This window comes from Amycolatopsis tucumanensis (genome assembly GCF_021654135.1).
GTDB classification, from domain to species: Bacteria; Actinomycetota; Actinomycetes; order Mycobacteriales; family Pseudonocardiaceae; genus Amycolatopsis_E; species Amycolatopsis_E tucumanensis.
Map to the genome: position 1 here is coordinate 140,545 of NZ_JAKGSD010000003.1, position 22,327 is coordinate 162,871.

Consider the following 22,327-nt stretch of genomic DNA (forward strand, 5'->3'; position numbering starts at 1 on the left):
CCGGATGGGTGCCGGGGCGCGGCGCGTCAGTAGATGTTCGTGTCCGTGAACGAGCTCTCGTGGCTGTTGATCTGCGCCCGCAGCGCGATCTGGTCGAACACGCGGATCTCGCGGGTGATGCGCCCGCCCTGAACCAGGAACTGCGACACCCCGAGCAGGTCCACCGGCTGGCCGGTGAGCGGCCCGAACTCCGGCACGCCCCGGTAGGACCCTTGCATCACCCACAGCACGGCGATGCGCAGCCCGGCGTAGCGCTCCGCGTAGTTGGTCTGGATGTCGCGCACCTCGAACCGCGCGTCGGGGAACGGCGCGATCTGGGTGAGCAGCTCCCGCTGGTACCCGTCGGGGCGCAGGACCGTCCGGTCGCCGATCGTGTGCAGGAACAGGTCGCGCGGCATGAAGTCGGTGACCTTGTGCAGCCGCCGCGCGTTCCACACCTCCTCGATGAACTCCAGCACCATCTCGCACTCGGGCCGGTGGTCGTCCGGGCGCGGGCCGCTGTCGCCCGCGGTCAGGACGTCCGCCGGCGCCGGCTTGGTCATCGAGCCCTCGTACCCGCGGAACCGCAAGCCGCGCGCGACCTCGGCCGGGTCCAGCCCGAGCTGCAGGCAGTCGGCGAGGTCGTCCCGCACTACCCATTCCTCGACCATCCGCCCGCGCCGGTAGAGGCAGTTGGCGATGGTGCGCTTGCGGATCGGCACCTCGACGCCGTTCACGATGTGCGTGTCCGCGGAGAAGACGAGGTGCGAGCTGAGGAACGCGTCGTCGCCGCGGGCCTCCCACACCACGTCCTCGGCCTGGCCCACGTGCTGCGGCACCTGCGCGATCCGCATCAGGCTGCCTTCGATCACGCCGTCCCTGCCGACGACCGTGCCGAGGCCACCGTGGACGATCGAGTCCGGCTCGTAGTTGTCGGTGATGTAGGAGATGTCGCGCTGGACCCAGATCCGGTCGGTCACCTCGCGGATGAAGTCGTCCGGGTCCTCGTAGGGCTGGTAGGCGACCGGATCGAGGGGCATGGCGTCGTCCTTTCCGTGGCTGGGCCGGGGCACGCCGACTGTATCCGTATGCATGATCGTCGGCAAGAGCGAACAAGCGGCTGTGATCTGCGTCTTGACCGCTTCGCTTCGCCCACCTATGTTGCAGTCCATACGTATGCAAACGGCTCAGCCGTTGTGGCACAATGGAGGTGTCATGTCCACCGTCGCGCCGACCACAGCCGCGTCCACGGACGCGCCCGGACGTCGGAAGACGATCCGGCGCACGATCATCGCCGGCAGCATCGGCAACTTCGTCGAACAGTTCGACTACGGGTTGTACGGCTACATGGCACCCGTCCTCGCCTCGTCGTTCTTCCCGGCGAGCGACCACACCGCGAGCGTGCTCAGTGCGTACGCGGTGATCGCGATCGCCTGCCTGGTCCGCCCGCTCGGCGGGACCCTGCTCGGCAGGTGGGGCGACCGGTTCGGGCGCAAGAAGGTCCTGCTGTGGACCGTGGTGTTCATGGGCATCTCCACGGCCGCGATCGGCGTGCTGCCCACCTACGGGCAGATCGGGCTGGCCGCGCCGCTGATCCTGTTGCTGCTGCGCGTCGTGCAGGGCATGGTGGCCGGCGGCGAGTACGTCGGCGCCGTCGCCTTCGTGGTCGAGTGGGCCGAGCCACGCCGCCGCGGGTTCTACACCTCGTTCGCCTCCAACAGCTGCTTCCTGGGCATCCTCGCCGGAGCCGGGGTGGCCGCGCTGATGAGCGCGGTGTTCACCGACGAGGCGCTGCACAGCTGGGGCTGGCGGATCCCGTTCCTGGCGGTGCTGCCGCTGTGCCTGATCGGGGTCTGGCTGCGCAGCCGGATCGAGGAGACGCCGGAGTTCGTCGCCGCGACCGAGCACGGCACCAACGTCGTCGCGGCGCCGTTCCGCGAGGCCCTGCGCTCCCAGTGGCGGCCGATCCTGGTGTTCTGCGGCGCTTCGATCATGCTGGCGATCCTGTCCTACACCTGGGTCACCTTCTACCCGGAGTACCTGTCCGACACGCTCGGGCTGTCCAAGTCGGCCGCGTGGCTGTCCAACATGATCTCGGTCGCCGTGCTGATCCCGCTGCTGCCCGTCGCCGGCGCGATCTCCGACCGGATCGGGCGCAAGCCGATGCTGATCACCGGCGCGGTGGCGTGCATCGTGCTGGTGCCGCTGGCGTTCTGGGTGGGCCAGCACGGCACGTTCGGCGCCGCGGTGGTGAGCCAGCTGATCTACATCATCCCGGAGTTCTTCCTGACCGGCATCGTCACGGTGTGCGCGGCGGAGCTGTTCGCGACCCGCACCCGGTTCAGCGCCAGCTCGATCGCCTACAACAGCTCGTTCTCGATCTTCATGGGCATCACGCCGTTCGTCGCGACGCTGCTGGTGTCGACGTTCGGCACGATCTACGCCGTGTGGGTCTACCTCGCGGTGGCCGCGGTGCTGGCGCTGGTGGTGATCACCTTCTTCATGACGGAGACCTACCGCAGCGAGCTCGCCGCGGACAAGTTCGCCCGTTGAGTCCACTCAGGACACCGGCGCCTCCTCCCGTGCCGGGAGGGGCCGCCGGTGTTCGAGCATGTCGTTGCGCATCAGCAGGTCCACCGCGAGCCGGGCGAGTTCTTCGGTGGCGGGGGAGAGCCTGCTGTGCTCCCGCCGGACGAGGGCGAACGTGTTGTGCAGCGGCGGGTCGAAGGTCGTGGTGTGCAGGCGCAGGCCCTCGGTGCGCACGAGCCGTTCGGCCACCGCGCGGGACAGGAACGTGTCGCCGAGCCCGCGGGCGACCAGGTGCAGTGCCGCCTGGGCTTGCTCGACCTCGATGAACGGCTCGATCCGCACCCCGGCGACCTGGGCCCGCTCGGTCAGCTGCAGCCGGTCCGGGTCGGCCTGCCCCACGTGCGCGTCGTAGAGGACGAGCCGCCGCCGCGCCATCGTCTCGATGTCCACCGGTGCCGCGACGTGGTCGGGATCCGCCGACACGTAGAGCACCTCGTCGCGGGCGAGCGGCGTGATCTCCAGCCCGGCCGGGGTGACCGGCAGGACGACGATGCCCGCCTCCAGGTCCCCGGCCGCGACCGCCTCGGCGACGAGCGCGGCGTTGACCCCGACCAGCCGGACCCGCACGTCCGGGTGCGCGGCGGCGAACCGCTCGCCGAGCTCGGCCAGCAGGTAGAAGTCGGCATTGCGGAACAGGCCGAACGAGGCCACGCCGCCGGTCAGCCCGCGCACCGCCTTCACCGTGTCCTCGGCGTTGCGCGCCGCGCTCACCGTCTGCTGCGCGTGCGGCAGCAATTGCGCGCCCGCGGGTGTGAGCGTCAGCCGACGCCCGCCGCGGTGGAAGAGCTGCAGCCCGCACTCCTCCTCCAGCCTGCGCACCAATTCCGAGATCGCCGCCTGGGTGTAGCCGAGCGCGGCGCCTGCCGCCGTGAACGAGCCGAGTTCGGCCGCCGCGACGAGTGCGCGCAGCTGCGTCAGAGTCACAAGGAAATCCTATAGGTGTCCCAACGGAAGACAAGGTGGTCCTGTGTCCGGTGTGGAACTAGCTTTCCGGGTATGTACTTCACCGAAGCCACCCAGCGCCGCTTCGCCGGCCGGTTCACCGTCGTCAAGGAGCCCGCGGCCGGGGGCGCCCCGGCTCAGCGCGACGCGGGCGTCATCGACACCGTGACCCGCATGCTCGACCGGATCCGCGCCGAGGGACTCGACGCCGTCACCCGTTACGCCGCCGAACTCGACGGCTACGACGGCAGGCCGCTGGAGATCTCCCGCGAGGAGATGCGCCGCAGCGGCGACGCGCTGCCCGGCGACCTGCGCGCGGCCATCGAACTCGGCGCCGCCCGCACCGCGGCGTTCGCCAAGGCGTCCCGGGACGCGCTGAAGGATCTGGAGGTCGAGCTCGAACCGGGCCTGGTCGCCGGGTACCGCTACGTTCCGGTGCAGCGCGTCGGCGCCTACCTCCCGGCGGGCCGGTTCCCGCTGACCGCGAGCGCGTTCATGACCGTCAACGTCGCCAAGGCCGCCGGGGTCCCGTCGGTCGTCGCGTGCACCCCGCCGCAGCCGGACGGCGGCCCCAACCCCGCCGTGCTCTACGCCGCGTACGTGTCCGGTGTGGACCGGGTCTTCCTGCTGGGCGGGGTGCAGGCGCTCGCCTCGATGGCCTACGGGCTCGTCGGGGACGCGCCGGCAGACATGCTCGTCGGCGCGGGCAACGCGTTCGTGGCCGAGGCGAAGCGCCAGCTGTTCGGCACGGTCGCGATCGACCTGCTCGCCGGACCGTCCGAAGTGGCCGTGATCGCCGACGAGACCGCCGATCCCGAGCTCGTCGCCGCCGACCTGCTCGGCCAGGCCGAGCACGGCCCGGACTCGCCCGCGGCGCTGATCACGACGAACGCCGACCTCGCCGCCCAGGTGACCGCCGAGATCGACCGCCAGCTCGCGACGCTGGCCACCGCGCCGATCGCGGGCCCGGCCTGGCGCGACCACGGTTCGATCACCGTAGCCGCCGACCGGGAGACCGCGGCGGCGCTGATGGACGACCTCGCGCCGGAACATCTGGAGATCCAGACCGCCGACGACGACTGGTACCACGAGCACCTGACCGCCTACGGCTCGCTGTTCCTCGGGCCGTGGAGCACCGTCGCCTACTCCGACAAGGGCATGGCCGGGACCAACCACGTGCTGCCCACCGCGGGCGGCGCCCGGCACGGCGCCGGGTTGTCGGTGTCCCGGTTCCTCCGCCCGCTGACCTACCAGCGGGTCGCCCGCGAGGCCACGCCCGCGCTCGCCGGCGCCGTCGAGGTGATCTCCGCTTCGGAGGGCATGGCGGCCCACCGCGCCACCGCCACCCTGCGCACGCAGCGGCTGGCATTGCAGGAGGCCTGATGGGACGGCCGCTCACCCTCGCGCTCGCCCAGGTGCCGGGTCGCACCGATCTCGACGGGCTCGCCGCGCACGCCACGGCCACGATGCGGCGGTTCCCGGGCACCCGGCTGCTGGCCTACCCGGAACTGCACGTCACGGGCGAGTCCGAATTGGACACAGTGGACAGCGTGGAACCACTGACCGGGCCACGGCACCGGTGCTTCGCCGAGCTGGCCGGGGACCTCGGCGTGTGGCTGTGCCCGGGCAGCGTCGCCGAGCTCGGGGACGACGGGCACGTCTACGACACGGCGGTGGTGTATTCGCCGGAGGGTGAGCTGGCCGCCGCCTACCGCAAGGTGTTCCCGTGGCGCCCGCACGAGCCGTTCCGGCCGGGCCGGGAGTTCGTCGTGTTCGCCATCCCGGGCGTCGGCCGCGTCGGGCTGTCCGTCTGCTACGACGCCTGGTTCCCCGAGGTCACCCGGCACCTGGCGTGGCTGGGCGCGGAGCTGGTGCTCAACGTGGTGCGCACCGACACCGCCGACCGGGCCCAGGAGATCGTGCTCGCCCGCGCCAACGCGATCGTCAACCAGGTGTTCGTCGCGAGCGTCAACGCGGCCGGCCCGACCGGTCTCGGGCACTCGGTGCTGGCCGGGCCGGAGGGGCAGGTGCTCGCCGAGTTGCCCGGCGCGGCCGCCGGGGTGCTCACCGCCGTGGTCGACCTGGACGCGGTGACCGCCGTGCGGCGGCACGGCAGCTTCGGCGTCACCCGCGTGTGGGACCAGCTGCGGGAGGGCGACGAGCCGATCCCGATGCCGCTCTACGGCGGCGCGCTCACCCCGGCGGCCTGGGCCGCGGCGGAACAGCGGCGGACCACGGAGGCGTGAGGGTCACCGCGCCGCGTGCGTCCCCCGCGGCACCAGCTCCGGGGCGAACGTCACGCGGCGCGGCGCCTCCTCCGCGCTGCCGGAGATGCGTTCGACCAGCAGGTCCGCGGCCGCCTGGGCCATCCCGTCGAGGTCGTGGCGGACCGTGGTGAGGTCGAACGTCTCCCAGGACGCCATCGGCAGGTCGTCGAACCCGATGACGGTCAGGTCGCCGGGCACGTCGATCCCCAGGCGGCGCGCGGCGTTCATCGCGCCGATCGCGATCACGTCGTTGCCGCAGAAGACCGCGCTGGGACGGGAGTCCCCGGCCATCAGGTCGAGCAGGCCCTGGTAGCCGGTGCCGTAGTCGAACGGCCCGCGCCGCACGCGGTGCCGCGGCAGGCCGACCCCGGCCTCCGACAGGCCCACCCGGAACCCCAGTTCGCGGTCCCGCCCGGTGGTGGTCTCTGCGGGCCCGCCGATCAGGGCGACGTCGGTGTGGCCGAGCCGCACGATCTCCTCTGCGACGAGCCGCCCGCCCGCCTCGTTGTCCACCACCGCGGCGTCGGCCTTGTCGTTGCCGGTCTCCCGGTTGAGGAACACGAACGGCAGCCCGCGCCGGGTCAGCTCGGCGGGCAGGGCGGAGCCGATGACCGCCGTGGTGAGCACGACGCCGTCGATGGAGCGGTCCAGCAGCCGCTCGGTCTCCAGCGCGGTTTCGCTGCGCTCGGTGAACAGCATCATCCGGTAGCCGTGCCGTTCGAGCGTGTCGTGCAGGGGGCCGATCAGGTGCGGGTAGAAGGGGTTGGTCAGGTCGGTGACGACCACGCCGATGCGGCGGGTCGAGCGCGTGGACAGGCTCCGGCCCGCCTCGCTTGGCACGTACCCGAGCGCTTCGGCCGCTTCGCGCACCCGTTCCCGGGTGGCCGCGGAGACCCGGTGGTCGCCGCGCAGCGCCCGCGAGACCGTCGGCTGGGAGACCCCGGCGAGCCGGGCCACGTCATGACTCGTGATCGACATCGGCGCCCTCCCCGGTCCGGCCCTGTGCATACGCATCCTAGCCGAATCGACCCCTTGACAGGCAACCGCGGGGATGATGGCATGCATACGTATTAACAACGACGTTGCGGAGGGTGTCATGGTCAACGGCGAGGGGCGGGTCACGGCGGAGGAGCTGCGGCGCCGGACGATCCGGCGGGCCGATTTCGTGTCCTGCAACCAGGCGTTCATCGACTGCCGGACCCCGGGTTCGGACCGCAAGGAGAACTACTCGATGATCGGCCCGGGGGTGACGCAGAACCCGAACCAGGTGGTGAACCTGCGCGAGCCGCACGGGTTCAACATCGGCGCCGCGGCGATGCCGCACGGCATCACCAACAACCTGCACCTGCACTTCACGGCCGAGGTGTTCCTGTGCTTCCGCGGCGAGTTCCTGCTCCGCTGGGGCGCCGACGGCGACGAGGGCGAACTGGTGCTCCGCGAGGGCGACATCGCCTCGATCCCGACGTGGATCTTCCGCGGGTTCACCAACATCGGCCCCGACGACGGCTGGCTGTTCACCGTGCTCGGCCACGACGACACCGGCGGCATCATCTGGGGTCCGTCGGTGCTGCGCGAGGCCGAGGGCCACGGCCTGTACCTGACCGCGGACAACCGGCTCGTCGACACCGTCGCCGGCGACGAGGTGCCCGACCCGGCCGAGCTGGTCCGGCCGATGGCCGCCGAGGACATCGCCGCACTGCCCTCCTACGACGCCGGCCGGATGCGCCGGCGGGTGGCCACCGCCGGCGACCTGCGGTGGTCCTCGCGGGCTCTGCTGGGCAGCGTCCTGCCCGGCGGGCGCGCCGAACTGGCCGCGGTGATCGGGTTCGGCATGACCGAGGACCGCGACCAGGAACCACGCGTCTACCAGCCGCACGGGCACAACGTGGCATGGCTGCGGGCGGAGCCGGGCGAGGGCGTGCTGCTGCACCGCCACGACGAGACGCAGGTCCTGATGGTGAAGGACGGCGAGTGGGAGGTGACGCTCAACCGGCACGACGAGGTGAGCGTGCGGCTGGGCCCGTGGGACATGCTGTCCGTGCCGCGCGGGGCGTGGCGCAGCATCCGCAACGTGTCCGACTCGACGGCCAGCCTGCTCGTCGTCAACAGCGGGGACGGGCGCGTGCGCCTGGAGTGGGACGACGAGGTCGTCAAGGCGGCCGCCGACGCCGGGGTGGGCGTGGACCACAATGGCTACCTCGCGCCCTACCACCTGCTGCCGCGGCCGGCCGGGCGGTGACGGCGCCGCCGGTGGTGCTCGTACCCGGCATGCTGTGCGACGCGGACCTGTGGGCCGATGTCGACGTGCCGTCGCCGGTCGTGCACGCGGAGATCACCGCGCCGGACATCGGCGGCATGGCCGAGCAGATCCTCGCCGCGGTCGACGGCCCGTTCGTGCTCGCCGGGCTGAGCCTGGGCGCGATCGCCGGGTTCGAGGTCGCCCGGCGCGCGCCAGGGCGGCTGGCCGGGTTCTGCGCCATGGCGACCAACGCGGGCGCGCCGCGGCGGGAGCAGCTGGCGGGCTGGGCGGAGCTCGACCGGCTCACCGCCGACGGCGGGTTCGAGGCGGCCGTCGCCCGGATCCTGCCGACCATGTTCGCCGAGCCGGATCCCGTGCTGCGTCAACGGTTTCTCGGCATGGCCGGTCGCGTCGGGCCCGCCGTGTTCCGGTCCCAGCTCGCCGCGCAAGCCACCCGGCGCGACGCCCACGCCGCGATCGCGACGCTGTCCTGCCCGGTCCTGGTGCTGTGCGGCGAACGCGACGCGCTCTGCCCGCCTGCCTTCCACCACAAGATCGCCGCGCACGCGCGGGACGCCACCTGCCACGTCATCCCCGGGGCCGGGCACCTGCTGACGCTCGAAGCCCCGGACACCACGACCACCCTGCTGCGCGACTGGCTGCGCGGCCTACCGAAGGAGTTCCGATGCCCAAGGTCCTGAAATCCGCCGTCCCCGCCGAGCAGGTCGCCGCCCAGCGGGACGACGTCGCCGACCGCGTCCGCGGGATCATCGCCGACATCCGGGACCGCGGCGACGCCGCGGTCCGGGAGTACTCGGCGAAGTTCGACTCGTGGTCGCCGGAGTCGTTCCGGCTCTCCCCGGAGCGGATCGAGGAGATCGTCGCCCGCGTTCCGGCCCAGGTGCTGGACGACATCCGGTTCGTGCAGGACCAGGTGCGCACCTTCGCCCGGCACCAGCGGGACTCGATCCGCGAGTTCGAGGTCGAGACCCTGCCCGGGGTCCACTTGGGACAGAAGCACGTGCCGGTCGCCGCGGCGGGCGCGTACGTCCCCGGCGGCCGGTACCCGCTCACCGCGTCCGCGCACATGACCATCGTGACCGCGAAGGTCGCCGGGGTGCCGCGGGTGGCCGCGTGCACGCCGCCGATCCGCGGCGAGGTGCCCGACGCCACCGTCGCCGCCATGCACCTGGCGGGCGCCGACGAGATCTACCTGCTCGGCGGGGTGCAGGCGGTGGCCGCGCTGGCCGTCGGCACCGAGACCATCGGGCGCGTCGACCTGATCGCCGGCCCCGGGAACGCCTACGTCGCGGAGGCCAAGCGGCAGCTGTTCGGCGAGGTCGGCATCGACCTGTTCGCCGGGCCGACCGAGGTGCTGGTCGTCGCCGACCACACCGCCGACCCGTTCGTCGTCGCGGTGGACCTGCTGTCGCAGGCCGAGCACGGGCCGGACTCGCCCGCGGTGCTGATCACCACCTCGGCGGACCTCGCGCGGGAGGTGCTCGACCACGTCGAGGCGCTGCTGCCCGGCATGCCCACCCGCGACTTCGCCGAACCGGCGTGGCGCGACCACGGCGAGATCCACGTGGTCGACTCGGCCGACGAGGCGTTCGCGCTGGCCGACACCTACGCGTCCGAGCACGTCCAGGTGCTCACCGCGCAGCCGCGGCAGGCGCTGGAGAAGATGCGGAACTACGGCGCGTTGTTCCTCGGCCCGGGCACCTGCGTGTCCTTCGGGGACAAGGTGATCGGCACGAACCACGTCCTGCCGACGCGCGGCGCGGCCAGGTACACCGGCGGGCTGTGGGTCGGCAAGTACCTCAAGACCGTGACCTACCAGGAGGTCACCAGCAGCGAGTCGAGCGAGCGGCTGGGCGAGGTGTGCGGCCGGGCGGCGCGGGTCGAGCTGTTCGAGGGCCACGCGCGGTCCGGCGACGTGCGCGCGGCCGGGTTCCGGCGGGGGGAGCTGGCGTGGAACCCGGCCTGAGCGGGCGCACCGCGCTGGTCACCGGCGGCGGCAACGGCCTCGGCCGGGCGATCGCCGTGGCGCTGTCGGAGGCCGGCGCGCGGGTCGTGGTGACCGGGCGGCGGCGGTCCAGTTTGGACGAGACGGTGGCCGCCCTGCCCGGGCCGGGACGGGCGGCGGTGTGCGACGTGGCCGACCCCGGCTCGGTCGCCGCGCTCGCCGCGGAGCTGGCGGACGAGGAGATCTCGGTGCTCGTCAACAACGCCGGCGTCGCGGGGCCGGTCAAGCCGCTGACCGAGGTCGAGCCGGACGAGTGGGACGAGGTGTTCGCGGTCAACGTCCGCGGCGTGTACCTGGTGTGCCGGGCGTTCCTGCCGCCGATGGTCGCGCGCGGGGCGGGGGACGTCGTGAACATCGCGTCGGTGAGCGGGAAGCGGCCGTTGCTGCGGCGCACCCCGTACTGCGCGTCGAAGATGGCGGTGATCGGGCTGACGGCCACGCTCGCGGGCGAGGTCGGGCCGCACGGGGTGGCGGTGAACTCGCTGTCGCCGGGGCCGGTGGCCGGGCCGCGCATGGAACGCAACTTCCGGCTGGAGGCCGAGCGCACCGGCGTGAGTTGCGAGGAGGCGGAGCGGGCTTTTGTGGGGCGGTCGGCGTTGGGCCGGATGGTGACGGAGGCGGAGGTGGCGGCCGGGGTGCTGGCGATGTTGCGGATGCCGGGGCTGTGTGCGGCGGACATCGACCTGTCGGCAGGGATGGTGGCGCGGTGAGGACGCTGAAACAACGCCTGGCGGCGGGGGAGCGGCTGCTCGGCGGCCTGCTGCGGCTGCCGTCGGAAACGCTCGTCGAGATGGCCGGCGTCGCCGGGCTCGACTTCGTCGTGCTCGACTGCGAACACGGGCCCGCCGACCTGGTGCCGCTGCAGCAGCACGTCGTCGCGGCCCAGGCGCACGGGCTGGGCGTGCTGGTCCGGGCCGGGGCGGCCGAGCCCGCGCTCGTCCTGCGCGTCCTCGACCTGGGCGCGGATGGCGTGATCGTGCCGCACGTCGACACCGCGGAGCAGGCCAGGGCGGTCGTCGCGGCCGCGCACTACCCGCCGCTCGGCGAGCGCGGCTTCGCGACCTACAGCAGGGCAGGCCGGTTCGGCGCCCGGGACATCGCCGAGCACCTGTCGCGCTCCGCGGAGACCACGCTGGTCGTGCCGATGATCGAGACGCCGGAGGCGTGCGCGGCGGCGCCGGAGATCCTGGACGTGCCGGGCGTCGACGCGGTGCTGGTGGGTCCCGCGGACCTGTCGGTGGCGATGGGCCTGACCGGTGGTGCCGCCGAACCCCGCGTCCGTCAGGCGATGGCGGAGGTCGCGAACGCGGCGGAGCGGGCGGGCAAGCCGATGGTGAGCATCGTGGGCGGCACGGCGCAGGCCGCGGCGGCCCCGCCGGGCGCGGTGATCTACAACCTGGCGCACGTGCTGCTCCACACGCTGCGCGACCTGGCCGGTCAGTCCGGGCGGTAGGACTTCTCCGGCCAGAACGGCCACTCCTCGAACGCCCGGCACCGGCCGTCCCCGGCGAAGCGGATGATCCACAGGTCCCGGTACTGCTGTCGCGTGGGTTCGCCGTAGGTCACCTCGACCCGCACGACGGCGGTGTCCCCGTCGAGGGCAACCGGTTCGCTGGTCATCCGGAAGTCCTCGTCGGGGCCGGTCCGCTCGGCCTCCCACATCGCGGCGATGGCCGGCAGTCCCCGCACCGGTTCGCGGTACGGGGACTGCTGGTAGGTCGCGTCCTCGGTGAACAGTTCCGCCAGGGCGCCGGTGCCCGGTGACCGCCACGCGCGCTCGTAGCCGTCGACCCAGGACCGCACTCGTCGCTCGTCCATCCGGTGAGTGTGGCACCGGACGGCGGCTCAGCGCGGCGGCCGCGCGTCCAGCAGCACCAGGACCGTGACGATCGCGGCGAGGACGAGCAGCGTGATCAGGGCCGCGTCGACCAGCAGGCCGGTCATGACGGGCTCCGCTCGGCGGCGCGCTTGCCGGACCGCAGGCTGGTCACCGTCACGGTCGCCAGGATCAGCACGATGACCAGCAGCGAGACCGGGGTGGGGATGGTCGGCACCGCGGGCCACACCTCGTGCGCCCAGTGCAGCACCAGCTTGACCCCGATGAACGCCAGGATGACGGCGAGCCCGTGGTTGAGGTGGGTGAGCTTGGCCAGCGCGGTGTGCAGCACGAAGTACAGCGCACGCAGGCCGAGCAGGGCGAACGCGTTGGTGGTGAAGACGAGGTACGGGTCCTCGGTGATGCCGTAGACCGCGGGCACCGAGTCGACGGCGAACACCACGTCGGTGGCGAAGACGGCCACCACCACGAGCGTCAGCGGGGTCAGCGCCCGCCGTCCACGCTCGCGGACCACCAGCCGCGTCCCGCGGTAGTCGTCGGTGACCGGCATCAGCCTGCGCAGCAGCCGGACCGAGCGCATCCGCGACACGTCGGGATCCGTTTCCGGTCCGCTGAGGGCCTCGTGCAGGATCTTCACCGCCGAGGCGAACAGGATCAGGCCGAACACCAGGAACGCCCAGGTGCCTGCCTGCAACAGCGCGGCGCCCGCGGCGATGAAGATGCCACGCAGCACCAGCGCACCGACGATGCCGTAGAGCAGCACCCGTTGCTGTACCTCGACGGGCACGGCGAACGCCGCCAGCAGCAGCATGAACACGAACAGGTTGTCGACGGAAAGCGATTTCTCGACGACGAACCCGGTGGCGAACTCCAGCGCCTGCGCGCCGCCGAACGCGGTCCACAACCAGAAGGCGAACACCAGCGGCAGGGTCAGGTAGAACACCGACCACCCGGCGGCCTCACGCAGCGACACCTCGTGCGGCCGCCGCGTCACGAGGAAATCGGCCGCCAGCAGGGCCAGCAGCACCGCGATGCTGATCACCCACAACCACGGGCTGCCGATCGACGACGCGGGCGCGGCAGCGGCGACCGCGGACTGGTGCGACATGGGGCCTCCTCGAACACCGTCAGCGTTCGAGGTCTCCTTCACCCGCATCGCGGGCGCCCTGCCGGGGACACGCCGGGTGTCCGTACTGACCGGTCAGGGACCTTGGGAAGTACTCCCCTCGGGACCGAGTATCGGACAAATCGGACACCCTGTAAAGGGGGTCACCCGGACGCGGTAACCGGCCGAACCGTCCACATGGGACTGAACGGGGCCGGCGCCCCAGTGGCACCGGCCCTTCCCGGTCAGAGGCTGTGGGCGGCGATGTCGCCCTGCGAGGTGGTGGCGCGGATGGTCAGCTCCGGGTTGCCGTTGTTCTTCAGCGCGTTGCTGATCCGGCCGTGGCCGGTGCCGGCGTCCAGGGTGGCCGAGACACCGGCCGCCGCGCCGACGGTGATGTCGCCCGCCTGCGTGCGCAGCACGACGGTGCCGCTGACGGCCTCGGTGAGGCGGATGTCGCCGCGGGCGGTGGTGATCTTCGTGGCGCCGCCGACCCGGCCGACCTCCACGTCACCGTCGGTCGCGGTGAGCCGCAGCGTCGCGGCCTCGTCGAGGTGGATGTCGCGGTAGGCGCCGTCCACCGTGACGTCGCCGAAGCGGCCGGTGGCGCGGAGCTCGGCTGCGCTGCTGGTGACGTCGACGCGGGAGCCGGCGGGTAGGTGCACGGTGACCGCCACCGAACCGGACGGGCCGAAGACCCGGTTGCCGGGCTCCGGCGCCTCGACCCGCAGCACACCGTCGGCGTAGGTGACGGTGGTCTGTTCGGCCAGCTGCACGTCGCGGCTCTTGCCGGGGTCGGCCGGGGCGACCTCGACGGTCGTGTCGGCGCGGTCCGCGGCGGCCAGGTGGATGCGCCCGGCGGGGACGGTCAGGACGGCGGCGATCGGGGCGGTGGTGGCGAAGTTCTGCATCGGTCTCTCCTTGCTGAGCGGCTTGATGGGAACACCATCGCCCGCTGCACTGACACCGGACCGCCACCGCGCTGACGCGGCCGCTGACACGGGACGTCAGTGGCCGTGGAAGGCCTCCGCCAGCCACCACGACCCGCCGTCGTCGATGATCTTCGCGTCCACGACCAGCGGTTTCTCCCGCGGGCCGGCCAGCCACGCGGAGACCTGCCGCAGGTCGGCGACGGTGCGGACGGTGACCCCGGCGCAGCCGAACCCGCGCCCGATCGCGGCGATGTCGGTCGGCGGGAACCGGACGGTCGCGTGGTCGCCGGTGAAGTGGTGCACCTCCGCGCCGTAGGCGGCGTCGTTGTAGACGACCACCAGCAGCGGCAGGCCCAGCCGCACGGCCGTGTCGAGCTCCTGGGCCGCCATGTGGAAACCGCCGTCGCCGAGGGCGGCGATGGGCAGCCGTCCGGGCTGGGCGATCGCCGCGCCGATCGCGGTGGCCAGCCCCAGCCCGATGGACTGGAAGGCCTGGGTGAAGCAGAACCCGAACTCGTCCGGCACGTCCAGGAACGCGCTGGGGTAGCCCATGAAGTTGCCCGAGTCCACCGACACCACGCGCTCGGCGGGCAGGATCCGGTCCAGCTCCGCGGACAGCGTGCGCGGGTCGATCAGGTCCGCGGTCGACTCGTCGCGGTAGTCGGCCGCCGACCAGCGGGCCCGCGCGGCGATCCGGTCGCGCAGCGCGGGGGAGCGGTAGCCGGCTTTTCTCCGGTCACCCAGCTCGGCGAGCACCGCGCGGGCGGTCACCGCCGCGTCGCCCACCACGCCGAGGTCGACCGGCCGGTGCGCGCCGATCGCGCTCGCCTCCAGGTCGACCTGCGCGAGGCGGGCGCCGGGGCCGATCAGCTTGCCGTGGCGGGTGGTCCACCGGTTGAGCGCGCAGCCCCAGCCGATGACGAGATCGGCGTCGCGGACGAGCTCCGCGGTCAGCGGGGAGGCGAACCCGCCGGAGATGCCCAGCGCCCACGGGTCGCCGTGGAACAGGCCGTGCGCCACCGCGGACGTCGCGAGCAGCGCGCCGCACGCGTCGGCCAGCGCCCGGATCTCCGCGGCCGCGCCCCGGCCACCCCGGCCGGCGATGAACACCGGCCGCTCCGCGGCGGCGAGCAGCTCGGCCAGCTCGGCCACCGCGGCGGCATCGGGCTCCGGCGCGGGAGGGGCGGGCACCGGCTCGATGGCTTCCAGCGTCGGCGCGGGCTCGGCCTGCACGTCCAGCGGCAGGTTCAGCACTACGGTGCGGCGCTCGTGCAGCGCGGTCCGGTACGCGCGCACCGTGTCGGCCACCGCGGTCTCCGGGCTGTGCACACGCTCGGCGACCGCGCCGACCGCCCGGGCGAGCCCGTCCTGGTCGATGCGGAAGTTGTTGAGCGGATCGGCGGCGGGCGACTCGGCGGTGAGGACGATCAGCGGGGTGCGGCTCTTGGCCGCTTCGCCGATGCCGGTGACCGCGTTGGTCAGCCCGCAGCCCTGGTGGGTCGACACGAGCGCGACCCGGCCGCTCATCCGCGCGCACGCGTCGGCGGCGGTGGCCGCGCCGCCCTCGTGGCGGGTGGCGTGGAAGGCGACCCCGGCCGCCCGCAACGCGTTGGTGACGTGGAAGTTGCCGCTGCCCACCACGCCGAACACCGGACCGGCGCCCAGCTCCGCCAGGACCCGCCCGACCGCCTCGGCGACGATCACGCCCGCTCCACGAGCGCGTACACGCGCGCCGGGCTGCCCGACCCGCCGACGATCGGCAGCGGCGAGACCACCAGCAGGGCGCCGGTCGGCGGCAGCTGCGCGAGGTTGCGCAGCTGGGTCAGCCCGCACTTGCCCGCGCCGAGCAGGCGGTCGTGGCAGGGGAAGATCGGCTCCAGCTCGGCGGCGCGGCCGGCGTCGGTGCCCACGGTCTCCACGCCGAACCCCGCGATCGGGGCTTCCTCGGCGAGCCACTGCGCGCACTCCGGCGACACGCCCGGGGTGTGCGAGGCGCCGTCGCTGACGTTGAGGAAGCTGTCCTGGTCGCCGGAGCGTGCGTCCCACCCGGTCCGGTAGAGCAGCCAGCCGCCCTCGGGCAGCGGCCCGTGCTCGCGTTCCCAGTCCCGGACGTCGTCGATGCCCAGCAGGAAGTCGGGATCGTCGTCGACCCGCGCCGACATGTCCAGCACGGCGGCCGGCCCGATGAGCGTGCGCAGCGGGATCTGGTCGACGCTGGGGCCGTCCTTGCCGGACAGCCAGTGGTTGGGCGCGTCGACGTGCGTGCCGACGTGCTCGCCGGTGTGGATGTCGTTCCAGTACCAGCGCGGGCCGCGGTCGTCGTAGCGGCTGATCTCCTCCAGCCGGAAGCCGGTGGTGTTGGCGAAGGGCGGCGGCAGCTGCAGCACCGGCGTGCTCTCCGACAGCGGCGCGGTCAGGTCGACGACCTCGACGCGGCTGCTCCGCAGCGCGGACAGCAGATCGGCCAGGACGGGCATCGGAACCTCCTCGGATCGTGGCGCTCCGGCGGTCGTGCGCGGCCCGCGCTCGGAACGAGACTAGCCACCCGCGCAACGGTCCCATACGGAATCCATAGGTCCCGCCCGCGATACTCGCGCCATGCGGGTGCTCTTGGTGGAGGACGAACAGCCCCTGGCCGGCTACATCGTCACCGGTCTGCGCAAGCAGGGCTTCGCCGTCGACCTCGCCGGGGACGGGCGCACCGCGCTGGAGAAGTGCGAGCTCACGCCCTACGACGTCGTGGTGCTGGACCGGGACCTGCCGGTCGTGCACGGCGACACGGTCTGCCGCCGCCTCGCCGATCGCGGTGGCGCGCGCATCCTCATGCTGACCGCGTCCGGCTCGGTCAGCGACCGGGTCGACGGGCTCTTCCTCGGTGCGGACGACTACCTCGGTAAACCGTTCGCGTTCACCGAGCTCGTCGCCCGCGTGCACGCGCTGGCCCGGCGCAGCGCCCCCGCCCGGCCGCCGGTGCTGCGTGCCGGTGACGTGACCCTCGACCCGGGCCGGCGCACCGCGGAACGTGGCGGGCGGCTGCTGTCGCTGGCCCCCAAGGAGTTCGGCGTGCTCGAACAGCTGCTGGCCGCCGACGGCGCCGTGGTCAGCGCGGAGACCCTGCTGGACAAGGTGTGGGACGAGCACGCCGACCCGTTCACCAACGCGGTGCGGATCACCGTCGGCACCCTGCGCCGCAAGCTCGGCGAACCGCCCCTGATCGAGACCGTCACCGGCGCGGGCTACCGGCTGCGGCCGTGACGGCGCGGCTGTCCGCCCGCAGCAGGCTGACCCTGGTCTACACCGCGCTGGTGCTGGTCGCGGGCGCGGTCCTGACCGTGGTCACCTACCTGCTGACGCGGCGGCGCGCGGTCCTGGTGCAGATCACCGGATCGGGCCCGCCGCCCCTGGACGTGGAGGTGCTCGCCCGCGAGGTGCGCGAGGACACCCTCGCGACGCTGCTGGGGCAGGGGTGGATCGCGCTGGCGGCCGTCACCGCGGTGGCCGCGCTGGTCGCCTGGCTCGTGGCCGGCCGGGTGCTGCGGCCCATCCGCACGATCTCGGCCACCGCGCGGCGGCTGTCCGCGGAGAACCTGTCGCACCGGGTGCCGGTGCGCCCGCCGCGGGACGAGCTGGCCGCGCTCGCCGAGACGATCAACGGAATGCTGGACCGGATCCAGCGGGGGATGGCCGACCGCGACCGGGCGCTGGAGAGCCAGCGGCTGTTCAGCGCGAACGCCGCGCACGAGCTGCGCACCCCGCTGACGACGATCCGCACGGCGGTCGACGTGACGCTCGACGGCGAACCCACGCGCGCCGAATTGCTGACGATGGCCGCGGACGTGCGGGACGCGGCCGAGAACAGCCGCCGCACGCTCGACGGGCTGCTGGCGCTGGCGCGCAGCCAGGCCGGCGCGGGCGACCGCCGCCGGCTCGACCTGTCCGCGCTCGCCGCCGAGTCGCTGGCCGGTGTCGCGAGTGGACTGTCCGCTCAGGACATCGAGGTGGAGCGGGATTTGGACCCCGCTTGGCTGTGTGGCGAGCCGGTGCTGCTGGAGCGGATGGTGGCCAACCTGATCGGCAACGCGGTTCGCCACAACCACCCGGGCGGCTCACTGGCGGTGTCCACCCGGGCCGGTGCCGACGGCGTGGTGCTGCGTGTGGTCAACACCGGCGCCGTCGTGCCGGCCCAGCGCGTGGAACGCCTGCTGGAGCCGTTCGTGCGTGGTGAGAACAGCCGCGGCGGAGCCGGGCTGGGCCTGTCCATCGTGCGTGCCGTGGTGCTCGCCCACGACGGCACGCTCACGGCTGCCGCCAACCCCGGCGGCGGGCTGGACGTCACCGTGCGGCTGCCCGCCGCATAGCATCGGCTGGTGCACGGTGAGGTCGGTGTGATCGCCCGCGACGGGGAGCACGAGGTCGAGATCAAGCGGTCCCGGTTCGTGTGCACCGTCGCGCGGGTCGATGACGTGGCGGCCGCCGCGGCGGTGATCGCCCGGGTGCGCAAGGCCGGGCCCGGCGCGAACCACCACTGCACGGCGTTGCGGATCGGCGATCCGGAGACCGGTGAGATGACCGTCCGCAGCAACGACGACGGCGAGCCCGCCGGCACCGCGGGCGTCCCGATGCTCGAGGTGCTCGCGCGCCGCAACCTGACCGACGTCGTCGCCGTGGTGTCGCGGTGGTTCGGCGGGGTCAAGCTCGGCGCGGGCGGCCTGGTCCGCGCCTACTCCGGCGCGCTGGCGGAAACCCTGGACGCCGTCGGGACGCTGCGCCGGGTGCGGCACCGCGAACTGCTGGTCGCCGTGCCGCACGACGTCGCCGGCCGCCTCGAACACGACCTGCGCAACTCGCCGTACCGGCTGCAGGACATCGACTACGGCGCGGACGTCACGCTGACGGTCGCGGTCACCGAGGCCGACCGGGACGCGTTCGGCGCGTGGCTCGCGGAGCGGACGGGTGGCGAGGCCGAGGCCCTCGACGCGGGGACGAGGTACCTCTACCTCCCCTGACGCGTCAGACCCGCACCACACCGTGATGGGCGGGGTCGTAGGCGCGAGAGACCTTCTTCGGAACCACCACGCGCACGCGTCCACGAGGAGTTCGCGGGCCTCGGCCGGTTCCAGCGCGGCGCGCTCCTCCTTCGGGAACGCGAACTCAATTACCGTCTCATTGGCGGAGAACGCGACGTAGAGGATCGGCCCGACCCGGAACTTCAGTCGACCGCGCACGTAGACCGGGTAGGAGCGCTCGAGCTCCGAGCCCAGGCGCGAACGTCTTCGAGCACCGCCACGACGCACCTTCTCACCCGGGGGACCTGGACCTCTACGTCCCCTGACGGATCAGACCCGCACCAGCTCGATCACCGGGATGACCCGGCTGGTCTTGCGCTGGTAGTCGGCGAACTGGGGTTGCACGGCGGACTGCTTCGCGTAGATCTCGTCCCGCTCGGGGCCCTCCAGTACGCGGGCGATCACGGGGAAGGTCTCGTCGCCGAGCTCGATCGTCGTCTTCGGGTTCGCCATCAGGTTGTGGTACCAGGCGGGGTTCTCGTCGGCGCCGCCCTTGCTGGCGAAGACGAAGATCCGGTCGCCCTCGCGGTAGTAGACCAGCGGGGCGATCCGCTCGATGCCGGATTTCGCCCCCACGTGGTGCACCAGGACCAGCGGGCTGCCCTCGAAGATGCCGCCGGCCTTGCCGCCGTTGGCGCGGAACTGGGCGATGACGTCGCGGTTCATCGCGTCGAAGTCGATGTCGGTCACGACGTCGATCATAAGCGTGCGCGGCGACCCGATCGATGCTCGAAAGAGCCAGATTCATATCCGATCGTGTCATCCGCTGCTACTGTTGAGCGCATGGACGTGCTGGCTGACGCGCTCGAAGTCGCGGGAGTCCGCGGCGTCCTCGGCGCGCGCATCGCCGCCGGTGGCACGTGGGGCATCTCGTGGAGCCGGATCGGCGGCGCCGGGTTCTACGCCGTCACGGCGGGCACCGCCTGGCTGGGCGTGCCCGGCCGCCCGCCCGCGCAGCTGATGCCGGGGGACGTCGTGCTGCTGCCGACCGGGACCGAGCACACCCTGACCAGCGCGCCGGACGCCCCGGCGGACACGTGCGACTGCGACGCCGCGGAACGGGCCAGGGCCGACGGCGGCGTGCTGCGCTTCGGCACCGGCGAGGTCCAGACCCACATCCTGAGCGCCTCCTACGAGTACGACCCGGCGGTGTCCACCCAGGTGCTCGCCTCGCTCCCGGAGGTGGTGCACATCCGGGCGGACAACGGCGGCAGCTGCCTCGACGACACCGTCCGCCTGCTGGCCAGGGAGCTCGCGCGTCCCCAGCTCGCCACCGCGGTCGTGCTCAGCAGGCTGGTCGACATCCTGCTGGTGCAGTTGCTGCGGGTGTGGGTGGCGCGGAACCCGGCCGGGGCACGCGGGTCCTGGCTCGGCGTGCTGTGCGACCCGCTGGTCGGCGCGGCGATCGCAAAGCTCCACGAGGATCCGGCGCGGGGGTGGACGATCGACCTGCTCGCGGCCGAGCTGGCGGTGTCGCGGACCACGCTCGCCCGCCGGTTCCGCACGGTCGCCGGCGAGTCCTTCGGGAGCTACCTGACGCGGCTGAGGATGGATCTCGCGGCGGTCCGGCTCCGGGACACCGACGACGCGCTGGAGGCCGTCGCCCGCGCGGTGGGCTACACCTCGGTGTACGCGTTCAGCCGGGCCTTCCGGCGGGATCGCGGTCACGCGCCGGGCGGTTATCGGAGGTCGGCGCGGGTGTGGAAGGCGGTTCCTTCGGGGGCAGGCTGACGCGGCCGAGGGTGGATCACGCGCCAGGCAGCTACCGGAGGTCGGCGCGGGTGCCCGGCGGTGGGCCGCGCGTGACGGCCCACCGCCGGCGCGGATCAGCCTGCCGGCTGGATGTTGTGGTTGAAGCGGAACGTGTTCGCCGGGTCGTAGGCGCGCTTCACCGCGGCCAGGCGGTCGTGCACGGCGTCGCCGTAGGCGGCGCGGACGCCGGCGGGCGTCGCGTCGCGCTCGACGAGGAACGTCGGGGTGCGCCGGGCGGTGGTCCAGGGGCGCAGGCCGTCCACGATCCGGTCGAAGTAGGCCCCCATCGTCGGCATGGCGTCCGGGCCGCCGACGCCCAGCGCGTACAGGGCGAACGGCACACCCCGGCTCGGCACGGCGTTCGGCACCGCCGGCTCGCGGTCGAAGGCGCCGCCGAGCGCGCGCAGTTCCACGCCCAGCAGGGGACAGTCCGAATCCGGGCCGGTCAGTTCCACGAGCTTCCCGACCGTGGCGGTGCTCAGCTCACCCAGCGACGCGCCCCCGGAGAAGTGCGGGATCGGGTCGGTCGGGTCGAGGTGGATCTCGGCGATCGAGGTGAACGGCTTCTCGCCGATCAGGTCCAGCACGGCCGGGGCCGCGGCGCGCATCGGCGCCAGCAGCCGTTCCGCCTCCGCCGCCTCGCCGAGGTGGGCGAACCGCAGGTGCACCACGAAGGCGCCGCGCAGCGGTTCCGGCAGCTCCGGCATCGGAGGCAGGCGCTGGACCATCACCGAGGTGGTGGCCTCCTCCGGCAGCGTCGGCACCCACTCCCGCCACGCGCGCAGCACCGCTTCGGTGTCGGCGCCGGGGAAGTACAAGGCGCCGCCGTAGAAGCGGGGGTGCGGGAACAGGTCGAACTCGATCGCCGTGACGACCCCGAAGTTGCCGATGCCGCCGCGCAGCGCCCAGAACAGCTCGGGCTCGGAGTCCGCCGACGCCACGCGGAACTCGCCGTCGGCGGTGACGATCTCGATGCGGCGCACGTGGTCGGCCGCGTAGCCGTACTTCCGCCCCAGCACCGGGCTCAGCCCGCCGCCCAGCGAGTAGCCGACCACGCCGACCGAGGGCGCCGACCCGGCGATCGGCGCCAGCCCGGACTTGGCCGCCTCATCCAGCACCTGCTGCCAGCGCGCCCCGCCGCCGGCGCGGGCGACCCGGCCCGCCACGCTCACCTCGTCGAGCCGGCGGGTCGTGATGAGCAGCGCTTCCGCCGCCGGGTCCACGACCTGGTGCCCGGTCGCCTTCACCGCGACCGGCATCGAGTTGTCGCGGGCGAACCGCACGGCGTGGCGGACGTCGTCGACGCTCTCCGCGGCGACGACGATCGCCGGGGTCAGCGGGTGGATCGGGTTGAAGCCGGCGCATTCCTCCGCGTACCCGGGATCGCCGGGCCGGAGCACCGCCCCCTGTACGGCGCGGGCGAGTTCCGCGGTGTTCGGCTGCGTCATGAGTTCCCCTGTTCGTAGGCGTTTCCACAATGGACACGCGCTCGGCAGGGTGGCCGTTCCGCGGATCGCGGCGGCGTTCCCTTACGGGCACGGGTTCGGACCCGTGGCGCTACCGCCTCGCCTCGTAGACGCGGCTCACCGGAGT

At 73.0% G+C, this 22,327-nt stretch carries 22 protein-coding genes; 12 read left to right on the forward strand and 10 right to left on the reverse strand.

Going from position 1 to position 22,327, the window contains the following annotated elements; all coding sequences use genetic code 11:
- Positions 1-26: 26 nt before the first annotated feature.
- Positions 27-1,019: a nuclear transport factor 2 family protein gene (locus L2C96_RS05815; protein WP_237335442.1), complete on the reverse strand. Its 993-nt coding sequence runs from the start codon at positions 1,017-1,019 to the stop codon at positions 27-29.
- Positions 1,020-1,194: 175 nt separating this feature from the next.
- Here L2C96_RS05815 and L2C96_RS05820 point away from each other — a divergent pair, with 175 nt between their 5' ends.
- Positions 1,195-2,532, forward strand: coding sequence for an MFS transporter (locus L2C96_RS05820; protein ID WP_020419254.1), 1,338 nt, complete (start codon positions 1,195-1,197; stop codon positions 2,530-2,532).
- Between the two features lie 6 nt (positions 2,533-2,538).
- On the opposite strand, the gene L2C96_RS05825 is transcribed toward L2C96_RS05820, so the two are convergent.
- Complete coding sequence (locus L2C96_RS05825) at positions 2,539-3,492, reverse strand: LysR family transcriptional regulator (RefSeq protein ID WP_237335443.1); 954 nt, start codon at positions 3,490-3,492, stop codon at positions 2,539-2,541.
- Positions 3,493-3,564: 72 nt separating this feature from the next.
- Here L2C96_RS05825 and hisD (L2C96_RS05830) point away from each other — a divergent pair, with 72 nt between their 5' ends.
- Both hisD (L2C96_RS05830) and L2C96_RS05835 read left to right on the forward strand, forming a co-directional pair.
- Positions 3,565-4,893: a histidinol dehydrogenase gene (gene hisD / locus L2C96_RS05830; protein WP_237335444.1), complete on the forward strand. Its 1,329-nt coding sequence runs from the start codon at positions 3,565-3,567 to the stop codon at positions 4,891-4,893.
- Entirely contained in the window at positions 4,893-5,756 is an 864-nt protein-coding gene (locus L2C96_RS05835; protein ID WP_237335445.1) for a carbon-nitrogen hydrolase family protein, read from the forward strand. Before hisD (L2C96_RS05830) ends, L2C96_RS05835 begins: the two co-directional genes overlap by 1 nt.
- A 3-nt stretch (positions 5,757-5,759) precedes the next feature.
- On the opposite strand, the gene L2C96_RS05840 is transcribed toward L2C96_RS05835, so the two are convergent.
- Positions 5,760-6,755 (reverse strand): LacI family DNA-binding transcriptional regulator, encoded by a 996-nt coding sequence (locus L2C96_RS05840; protein WP_020419258.1) that lies wholly within the window; start codon positions 6,753-6,755, stop codon positions 5,760-5,762.
- 118 nt (positions 6,756-6,873) lie between these two features.
- Here L2C96_RS05840 and L2C96_RS05845 point away from each other — a divergent pair, with 118 nt between their 5' ends.
- Genes L2C96_RS05845 through L2C96_RS05865 form a run of 5 tightly spaced genes read left to right on the forward strand, consistent with a single transcriptional unit; the run spans position 6,874 to position 11,495 of the window.
- Positions 6,874-8,016: a cupin domain-containing protein gene (locus L2C96_RS05845; protein WP_020419259.1), complete on the forward strand. Its 1,143-nt coding sequence runs from the start codon at positions 6,874-6,876 to the stop codon at positions 8,014-8,016.
- The gene (locus tag L2C96_RS05850; RefSeq protein WP_157358611.1) at positions 8,013-8,717 is read left to right on the forward strand and encodes an alpha/beta fold hydrolase; all 705 of its coding nucleotides are present in this window, start codon (positions 8,013-8,015) and stop codon (positions 8,715-8,717) included. Before L2C96_RS05845 ends, L2C96_RS05850 begins: the two co-directional genes overlap by 4 nt.
- Positions 8,702-10,003, forward strand: a complete 1,302-nt coding sequence (hisD, locus tag L2C96_RS05855; protein ID WP_237335446.1) for a histidinol dehydrogenase — start codon at positions 8,702-8,704, stop codon at positions 10,001-10,003. Before L2C96_RS05850 ends, hisD (L2C96_RS05855) begins: the two co-directional genes overlap by 16 nt.
- The gene (locus L2C96_RS05860) at positions 9,988-10,752 is read left to right on the forward strand and encodes an SDR family NAD(P)-dependent oxidoreductase (RefSeq protein ID WP_237335447.1); all 765 of its coding nucleotides are present in this window, start codon (positions 9,988-9,990) and stop codon (positions 10,750-10,752) included. Before hisD (L2C96_RS05855) ends, L2C96_RS05860 begins: the two co-directional genes overlap by 16 nt.
- A complete protein-coding gene (locus L2C96_RS05865; RefSeq protein WP_237335448.1) occupies positions 10,749-11,495 on the forward strand; it encodes an HpcH/HpaI aldolase family protein in 747 nt (248 codons plus the stop codon). Before L2C96_RS05860 ends, L2C96_RS05865 begins: the two co-directional genes overlap by 4 nt.
- Here the strand turns inward: L2C96_RS05865 and L2C96_RS05870 are convergent.
- From L2C96_RS05870 to L2C96_RS05890, 5 genes are all read right to left on the reverse strand, one after another.
- Entirely contained in the window at positions 11,480-11,860 is a 381-nt protein-coding gene (locus tag L2C96_RS05870) for a nuclear transport factor 2 family protein (protein WP_237335449.1), read from the reverse strand. The two genes, L2C96_RS05865 and L2C96_RS05870, sit on opposite strands and share 16 nt — an antisense overlap.
- Positions 11,861-11,982: 122 nt before the next feature.
- Complete coding sequence (locus L2C96_RS05875) at positions 11,983-12,987, reverse strand: TerC/Alx family metal homeostasis membrane protein (RefSeq protein ID WP_237335450.1); 1,005 nt, start codon at positions 12,985-12,987, stop codon at positions 11,983-11,985.
- Between the two features lie 242 nt (positions 12,988-13,229).
- Complete coding sequence (locus L2C96_RS05880) at positions 13,230-13,895, reverse strand: DUF4097 family beta strand repeat-containing protein (protein WP_237335451.1); 666 nt, start codon at positions 13,893-13,895, stop codon at positions 13,230-13,232.
- A gap of 96 nt (positions 13,896-13,991) precedes the next feature.
- Positions 13,992-15,620, reverse strand: a complete 1,629-nt coding sequence (locus L2C96_RS05885; protein WP_237335452.1) for a thiamine pyrophosphate-binding protein — start codon at positions 15,618-15,620, stop codon at positions 13,992-13,994.
- Positions 15,617-16,393: a cyclase family protein gene (locus tag L2C96_RS05890; protein ID WP_020419269.1), complete on the reverse strand. Its 777-nt coding sequence runs from the start codon at positions 16,391-16,393 to the stop codon at positions 15,617-15,619. The genes L2C96_RS05885 and L2C96_RS05890 overlap by 4 nt, the downstream gene beginning before the upstream one ends.
- A gap of 121 nt (positions 16,394-16,514) precedes the next feature.
- On the opposite strand from L2C96_RS05890, the gene L2C96_RS05895 reads away from it, so the two are divergent.
- The 3 genes from L2C96_RS05895 to L2C96_RS05905 are packed head-to-tail and all read left to right on the forward strand — an operon-like array spanning position 16,515 to position 18,922.
- A complete protein-coding gene (locus L2C96_RS05895; RefSeq protein WP_237335453.1) occupies positions 16,515-17,171 on the forward strand; it encodes a response regulator transcription factor in 657 nt (218 codons plus the stop codon).
- Complete coding sequence (locus L2C96_RS05900; protein WP_237335454.1) at positions 17,168-18,274, forward strand: sensor histidine kinase; 1,107 nt, start codon at positions 17,168-17,170, stop codon at positions 18,272-18,274. The genes L2C96_RS05895 and L2C96_RS05900 overlap by 4 nt, the downstream gene beginning before the upstream one ends.
- Positions 18,275-18,283: 9 nt before the next feature.
- A complete protein-coding gene (locus L2C96_RS05905) occupies positions 18,284-18,922 on the forward strand; it encodes an IMPACT family protein (protein ID WP_237335455.1) in 639 nt (212 codons plus the stop codon).
- 330 nt (positions 18,923-19,252) lie between these two features.
- Here the strand turns inward: L2C96_RS05905 and L2C96_RS05910 are convergent, their stop codons facing one another.
- Entirely contained in the window at positions 19,253-19,684 is a 432-nt protein-coding gene (locus L2C96_RS05910; RefSeq protein WP_237335456.1) for a nitroreductase family deazaflavin-dependent oxidoreductase, read from the reverse strand.
- Positions 19,685-19,765: 81 nt separating this feature from the next.
- On the opposite strand from L2C96_RS05910, the gene L2C96_RS05915 reads away from it, so the two are divergent.
- Positions 19,766-20,713, forward strand: coding sequence for an AraC family transcriptional regulator (locus L2C96_RS05915; RefSeq protein WP_237335457.1), 948 nt, complete (start codon positions 19,766-19,768; stop codon positions 20,711-20,713).
- A 95-nt stretch (positions 20,714-20,808) separates the two neighbouring features.
- On the opposite strand, the gene L2C96_RS05920 is transcribed toward L2C96_RS05915, so the two are convergent.
- A complete protein-coding gene (locus tag L2C96_RS05920; protein ID WP_237335458.1) occupies positions 20,809-22,182 on the reverse strand; it encodes an FAD-binding oxidoreductase in 1,374 nt (457 codons plus the stop codon).
- Between the last annotated feature and the right edge of the window lie 145 nt (positions 22,183-22,327).

What these genes read in the sequence shown, in the direction of transcription:
- L2C96_RS05915 (WP_237335457.1), top strand. Translation starts at nt 19,766, where the DNA reads ATGGACGTGCTGGCTGACGCGCTCGAAGTCGCGGGAGTCCGCGGCGTC.
- L2C96_RS05910 (WP_237335456.1), bottom strand. Translation starts at nt 19,684, where the DNA reads ATGATCGACGTCGTGACCGACATCGACTTCGACGCGATGAACCGCGAC.
- L2C96_RS05820 (WP_020419254.1), top strand. Translation starts at nt 1,195, where the DNA reads ATGTCCACCGTCGCGCCGACCACAGCCGCGTCCACGGACGCGCCCGGA.
- L2C96_RS05840 (WP_020419258.1), bottom strand. Translation starts at nt 6,755, where the DNA reads ATGTCGATCACGAGTCATGACGTGGCCCGGCTCGCCGGGGTCTCCCAG.
- L2C96_RS05895 (WP_237335453.1), top strand. Translation starts at nt 16,515, where the DNA reads ATGCGGGTGCTCTTGGTGGAGGACGAACAGCCCCTGGCCGGCTACATC.
- L2C96_RS05880 (WP_237335451.1), bottom strand. Translation starts at nt 13,895, where the DNA reads ATGCAGAACTTCGCCACCACCGCCCCGATCGCCGCCGTCCTGACCGTC.
- L2C96_RS05815 (WP_237335442.1), bottom strand. Translation starts at nt 1,019, where the DNA reads ATGCCCCTCGATCCGGTCGCCTACCAGCCCTACGAGGACCCGGACGAC.
- hisD (WP_237335446.1), top strand. Translation starts at nt 8,702, where the DNA reads ATGCCCAAGGTCCTGAAATCCGCCGTCCCCGCCGAGCAGGTCGCCGCC.
- L2C96_RS05870 (WP_237335449.1), bottom strand. Translation starts at nt 11,860, where the DNA reads ATGGACGAGCGACGAGTGCGGTCCTGGGTCGACGGCTACGAGCGCGCG.
- L2C96_RS05920 (WP_237335458.1), bottom strand. Translation starts at nt 22,182, where the DNA reads ATGACGCAGCCGAACACCGCGGAACTCGCCCGCGCCGTACAGGGGGCG.
- L2C96_RS05875 (WP_237335450.1), bottom strand. Translation starts at nt 12,987, where the DNA reads ATGTCGCACCAGTCCGCGGTCGCCGCTGCCGCGCCCGCGTCGTCGATC.
- L2C96_RS05890 (WP_020419269.1), bottom strand. Translation starts at nt 16,393, where the DNA reads ATGCCCGTCCTGGCCGATCTGCTGTCCGCGCTGCGGAGCAGCCGCGTC.
- L2C96_RS05845 (WP_020419259.1), top strand. Translation starts at nt 6,874, where the DNA reads ATGGTCAACGGCGAGGGGCGGGTCACGGCGGAGGAGCTGCGGCGCCGG.
- L2C96_RS05835 (WP_237335445.1), top strand. Translation starts at nt 4,893, where the DNA reads ATGGGACGGCCGCTCACCCTCGCGCTCGCCCAGGTGCCGGGTCGCACC.
- hisD (WP_237335444.1), top strand. Translation starts at nt 3,565, where the DNA reads ATGTACTTCACCGAAGCCACCCAGCGCCGCTTCGCCGGCCGGTTCACC.